Here is a 4998-nt window from a genome sequence, read left to right on the forward strand (position 1 = left end):
CGATTTACACCATTAAACATTCGGAATCGGACGCCGGTGGCAGAATCTCTACCACAATTGCAAGAAAGGAACTTGATGTTTGTATTAATGATATCGGGGGAATACCACCAAAACCTCAAGATAGTATTGTGATCATCTCTCCTGAAAATAACAAAGCCCCCTCTTCTCAAGAGCACTTCGTGGTCACAGATGTACAAGCCTCTGAATCCGGTATGTACAAACTTATCTTGCGGGAAATAAAGTAAAGATACGCTTATTTATTTTAAAAATGTAAAGTCACCCCTTGACAGTATGGCAACAATGTGTCTATTGTTGAACTAGGTGCCTGAAAAACACCGAACGATAAGCGGATGGATTACCGAAATAATCTCCTCCCGCCGAAATTTAAAAACTTTGACTCATCACATGCTTTGTAGCATATAGTGGTTTTGTCGGGTGTGGTTACACTATACAATACCTTTGCGGGGAAAGTGTAACGACGGACTTATCGCCGTGTTTTTCAGCGCCCGGCACTCTCTTTAGAGTGTCAATGAAAAACATCTAACGATAAGGAGTTCTCATGAACACTCTTATAGAAATTAAAGGAAGTGCTACTAATGGTGCTACTACTCAGACTATGTCTAGCATTGAAATTGCGGGGGTATGTAGTAAGAAGCATAAAAATGTTATGCGAGACATTAAACAAATATTTAGCGAGCTCAAATTTGAGCCGGCTAAGTTTTTGAGCAGTTATATTGATGAACAAGGAAAAACACGCCCTTGTTATAATTTACCCAAGCGCGAATGTTTAATTCTCGTATCTGGTTACAGTACTGCTTTACGTGCTAAAATCATTGACCGTTGGCAAGAATTGGAAAAGCAGATAGCCGCTCCACAAGTTGATTATTCCAAACCCGAAGCATTACTTGGTGTCCTGAATCATCTACAAAGTCAAATAGAACAGAAAGACCATGTTATTGCCGAATTGGCTCCAAAAGCAGAGGCTTTAGAAGGTCTAAAACGTTCTGATGGTTTGTTTGGTCTTATTGAAGCAGCGAAAATGTTGGAGGTGCGACCAAAGGATTTAACTGATTACTTGCGTAAACATGATTGGGTCTATCGACGAGCTCCAGGAGCACCTCTGTTACCTTATCAGGATAAAATCAAGAAAGGCTTTATGGACTGCCCTGCTATTACCATTCAAAGACCGGATGGTACAGAAAAGGTGCTTCCTTCAACGAAAATCACATCTAGAGGATTGGCATGTTTAAGAGAACAAATCCATGGAGGTGTGCAATGAAGATAGATACCAACTTCTTATGCGATTTATGGATAGCATTATCTCAATTTTCTAATGATGAAAATGTGAGCGACAAAGATTGTACTGCTCTGGTTGACACTATGAGTGTAATAGAAAAAGCTTTGATTTCAAAACTTCAGGATGAACTACCCAATATTACAAAGATTTTAGCAATTCTTACAGATTTTGGAGATTCAGAGTTACCGCATAGCATGGATTCTTTGTTACGCGCTTATGAACCAAATTTCGAGAACCCCATTAGAAAGGTTGCTTAAGGTGAAACATTTCCTTCCCCACTTCAAAGGTGGGGAGGTGGTTAAATTGTACATTCAAATTTATTAATTTTGGCAAATTCATCTGCTTTTTCTGCTTGTAAAATATGAACATCATAAGCAGCTTGCATATTAAGCCAGAACTCAGCTGTCGTATCAAAAAAAGAAGCCAGTCTGAGAGCCGTATCAGGAGTTATTGGACTATTTTCCGCAACAATACGTTCTATCCTCGTGCGTGGAACATTCAATGCTTTTGCAAGAGCATAAGCAGACAAAGCATATTCTTTTAAATATTCCTCCCGTAAAATTTCTCCTGGATGTATTGCAATATAATTTTTCATCTCAACCTCCTATAGATCAATGATAATCTACAATTTCAACTTCATAGACGCCATTAGTACGCCATTCAAAACAAAGACGAAACTGGTTATTAATACGAATAGAATATTGACCTTTACGCTCTCCTTTCAATGCTTCTAAATGATTTCCTGGAGGACTGCGTAAATCTTTAAGATCAACTGCTTTATCGAGCATAAACAATTTTCTTTGTGCTATGCGTACCAATGTTGCAGGAAAACCTTTGGGCGTCTTGCCTTCTAAAAGATCTTTACACCGCTTATCCGCAAAAGATTCAATCACCAAATCACCTCTATTCGTTCTTTTACGTATCATAACATGATACCAGTTTTAAGAAAAGGATAAATATTGAATGACAGAAACATTGATACATCCCCGTGAGACGATAAGAGAAACATTTGTTGCGTTGATAAAGGCAGCAAAAACAGTAGCTGGTGATAATGTTTTCAATATGCGCGATTTCAATTTATTTATTGAAGCAATGCCAGCTATTAATATCTCAACGCAAAGTGAAATCATCGAAGATGGACATGATTTTGGCTTAAGGCGGCGTGTTTTAACAGTAGATGTTGAATGCTATGCAACATGTGAAGAGGGTGCACGCTTTGTTGACCAATTAGCATGGGAAGTTGAAGAGATTTTCCATGCCAACCCCAATCTTAACAACACCGTTGAGACATGCCGCCTGCAAAATATTGCTTTTGCCTTTGGTGATAATGGCGCTTTAGCACTCCACGGTGCAATTTTAACCTTTGACGTGACGCACATAACCAATATCCCCTGCCCTGATGAAGGAAATGCAACCGCAAGAGTTGTTAAACCCCTTGTCGGTTTTAAACCAGAAACAGGTGTGGGAAACGAAGACAAATACCATAAAATTGAAGGTGACTATGTTAGAGCGGCGCGATAAGGAGATCACCGATTTAAAGAGACGCGTAGCCAATATGGTTGTGGTGGGGAAAATTAGCCATGTCGACCATAAAAACGCACGCTATCGAGTAAAAACTGGAGGTCTTATCAGTGACTGGATTCCAGACACACAAGCCCGCGCCGGTAAAACACGCTCTTATGAAGGGCGCGATGTTGGAGAGCAAGTGATTGTTGTTTCATCATCAGGGGATTTATCGCAAGGGATGATTGTGGGTTCCATTCATACAGATGCTAATCAAGCAGCCGATAAGGGCAGCATTCACCGAACGATATACCCTGATGGAACCAGCCTTGAATATGATGATGAACAAAACACCTATGCCCTTAATATAAAATCGGGTGGAAAATTTATCCTAACAATCTCTGATGGCGTATCACTCAAAGGAGATGCTGGTAAGTTAGAGCTCAGCGCACCGGAGGGCATAAAAATCACTTCAGAACGTGATCTAAGTTTAAAGGCAAAGGGCGGCATCTCTTTGAAGGCTGGTGGTGACATTTCACTGAATTCGAATGATAGTCTCTCTCTTCATTCTGGAAATAATGTTTCCATTCATTCAAGTAGCTTAAAGCATAACGGCACCAATGTAGGAGCAACCCATGTTCATGGAGGTGTTTATTCTGGTGGCTCGATGACAGGAGGTCCCAATTGAACAGTGGAATGGACCGTACAACGGGAAAGTCCTTGGTTGGCATAGAGCATTTGCGGCAATCGATTATTGATATCTTATCAACACGCATTGGCACACGGGTGATGCGACGTGATTATGGTTCACGCGTTGCAGAACTCATTGATGCGCCAGTGAATAATGCTTTTGCCGTTGCCCTTTATGCCGCCGTTGCTGAGGCTTTAGACAAATGGGAACCACGTTTTAAAGTGAAAAAAATCGATTTTAAAAGGGGTGAGAATGGACACGTTTCTTTATCCTTTGAAGGCATTTATTTGCCATCGGGCAAGCCCATTACCATGGAAGGATTACTGATAAAATGAGTAAAGCGCTTGCAAAACCGGAAATTATTACAGAACTTTCTTTCGAGGAAATCCGCGCTGCGGCTCTTGCTCATTTAAAAAAACTTTTACCCGAATATACATTTTTGGAAAGTGATCCAGCCGTAAAAGTTATAGAGGCTTTTAGCTATCGAGAATTGCTTTTAAGACAGCGTATTAATGAGGCAGCACGCAACAACATTCTTGATTTTGCAATCGGTGAATCTCTTGATGCCTTGGGAACCTGGCATGGTATTGCCCGCATGGAAGGAGAAAGTGACGAGAGATATCGTGAACGCATACAGCTTCATGCCCGTGGAGGAAACGGAAGTGGAACAGAACCCTATTACAAGCTTATCGCCTTAACAGCCGATAGTCGAGTGAAAGATGCCATTATCTATCGTAAAGGCAAAGACCCAACCATCTATGTTGCTCTTTTTGGTAATAATGAAGAAGGAACAGCCTCTGAAGATCTCTTACAAACAGTTTCACAAGCTCTTCACAGAAAAAATATCATCATGACCAATGATACGATTATTGTGCATGCTGCTGTCAAAAAAGTGCTGGATTTAGAAGCAGATGTTTGGCTGTTACCGGAAACATCTTTGAAAATTCTCACGACAATGGAGGCAAATTTAAGAGCAGCATGGAGACAAGAACAAGCCATTGGTCGTGAATTAAGCCTCTCGTGGTGGGTTTCAAAACTGATGATCCCTGGTGTCCAGAAAGTGATTGCCATTACACCCACAAAGGACAGAGCAGTTTGTGACGAAGAAATCTTATCGATTGGCAAAATCACCTTAAACTTTAAAGGGCGGGCGCGCTAATGGTTGGCTCGCTCCTCCCCTCACATGCAACAGAATTTGAAAAACGCCTTGCCGATGCTTGCAACTTTCATCAAGATGTTGATGGAGCTGTTTTGGGGATTTCACGTGCAAAACTGATCACACGCCCTCCCCGCTTTTTGCCATGGTTGATTGAAGAATATGGACTTGGTGAACTCACACCTTATGTTCCAAACCTCTATGATTTGATTGACCAAGGACTTGCATGGCAAAATATTCGTGGCTCTGTAGCCGCCATTGAGTTGGGACTTCAATGGTTAGAGCTTTCCGCGCGTTTTAAGCCCGCATGGTCTGGGCGTGCATGGTGGAATTCCTTTCAACTTGATTTTG

The 4998-nt window shown here is 41.2% G+C and carries 10 protein-coding genes; 8 read left to right on the forward strand and 2 right to left on the reverse strand.

The window, feature by feature from the left end; genetic code table 11:
• From ACFINA_RS09260 to ACFINA_RS09270, 3 genes are all read left to right on the forward strand, one after another.
• A partial coding sequence (locus ACFINA_RS09260) for a hypothetical protein (protein ID WP_375615485.1) occupies positions 1-245 on the forward strand: 245 nt, incomplete at its 5' end.
• A gap of 314 nt (positions 246-559) precedes the next feature.
• Positions 560-1279 (forward strand): phage antirepressor KilAC domain-containing protein, encoded by a 720-nt coding sequence (locus ACFINA_RS09265; RefSeq protein ID WP_375615486.1) that lies wholly within the window; start codon positions 560-562, stop codon positions 1277-1279.
• A complete protein-coding gene (locus tag ACFINA_RS09270; protein ID WP_375615487.1) occupies positions 1276-1554 on the forward strand; it encodes a hypothetical protein in 279 nt (92 codons plus the stop codon). The genes ACFINA_RS09265 and ACFINA_RS09270 overlap by 4 nt, the downstream gene beginning before the upstream one ends.
• Before the next feature lie 41 nt (positions 1555-1595).
• Here the strand turns inward: ACFINA_RS09270 and ACFINA_RS09275 are convergent, their stop codons facing one another.
• The gene (locus ACFINA_RS09275) at positions 1596-1892 is read right to left on the reverse strand and encodes a HigA family addiction module antitoxin (protein WP_120100579.1); all 297 of its coding nucleotides are present in this window, start codon (positions 1890-1892) and stop codon (positions 1596-1598) included.
• A gap of 16 nt (positions 1893-1908) precedes the next feature.
• Positions 1909-2223 carry a type II toxin-antitoxin system RelE/ParE family toxin gene (locus tag ACFINA_RS09280; RefSeq protein WP_375607148.1) on the reverse strand — a complete coding sequence of 105 codons (315 nt, stop codon included), beginning with the start codon at positions 2221-2223 and terminating at the stop codon, positions 1909-1911.
• Between the two features lie 52 nt (positions 2224-2275).
• Between ACFINA_RS09280 and ACFINA_RS09285 the strand changes: the two genes are divergently transcribed.
• The 5 genes from ACFINA_RS09285 to ACFINA_RS09305 all read left to right on the forward strand — a co-directional run.
• Complete coding sequence (locus ACFINA_RS09285) at positions 2276-2818, forward strand: hypothetical protein (protein ID WP_375614669.1); 543 nt, start codon at positions 2276-2278, stop codon at positions 2816-2818.
• The gene (locus ACFINA_RS09290) at positions 2799-3488 is read left to right on the forward strand and encodes a phage baseplate assembly protein V (protein WP_375607147.1); all 690 of its coding nucleotides are present in this window, start codon (positions 2799-2801) and stop codon (positions 3486-3488) included. The genes ACFINA_RS09285 and ACFINA_RS09290 overlap by 20 nt, the downstream gene beginning before the upstream one ends.
• Positions 3485-3826: a GPW/gp25 family protein gene (locus tag ACFINA_RS09295; protein WP_375607146.1), complete on the forward strand. Its 342-nt coding sequence runs from the start codon at positions 3485-3487 to the stop codon at positions 3824-3826. The genes ACFINA_RS09290 and ACFINA_RS09295 overlap by 4 nt, the downstream gene beginning before the upstream one ends.
• Complete coding sequence (locus ACFINA_RS09300) at positions 3823-4650, forward strand: baseplate J/gp47 family protein (RefSeq protein ID WP_375614638.1); 828 nt, start codon at positions 3823-3825, stop codon at positions 4648-4650. Before ACFINA_RS09295 ends, ACFINA_RS09300 begins: the two co-directional genes overlap by 4 nt.
• Positions 4650-4998, forward strand: a 349-nt coding sequence (locus ACFINA_RS09305; RefSeq protein ID WP_375615488.1) for a phage tail protein, incomplete at its 3' end; no start/stop codon positions are given. The genes ACFINA_RS09300 and ACFINA_RS09305, both read left to right, overlap by 1 nt.

Source organism: Bartonella sp. AC10YNML (assembly GCF_042196825.1).
GTDB lineage: Bacteria > Pseudomonadota > Alphaproteobacteria > Rhizobiales > Rhizobiaceae > Bartonella.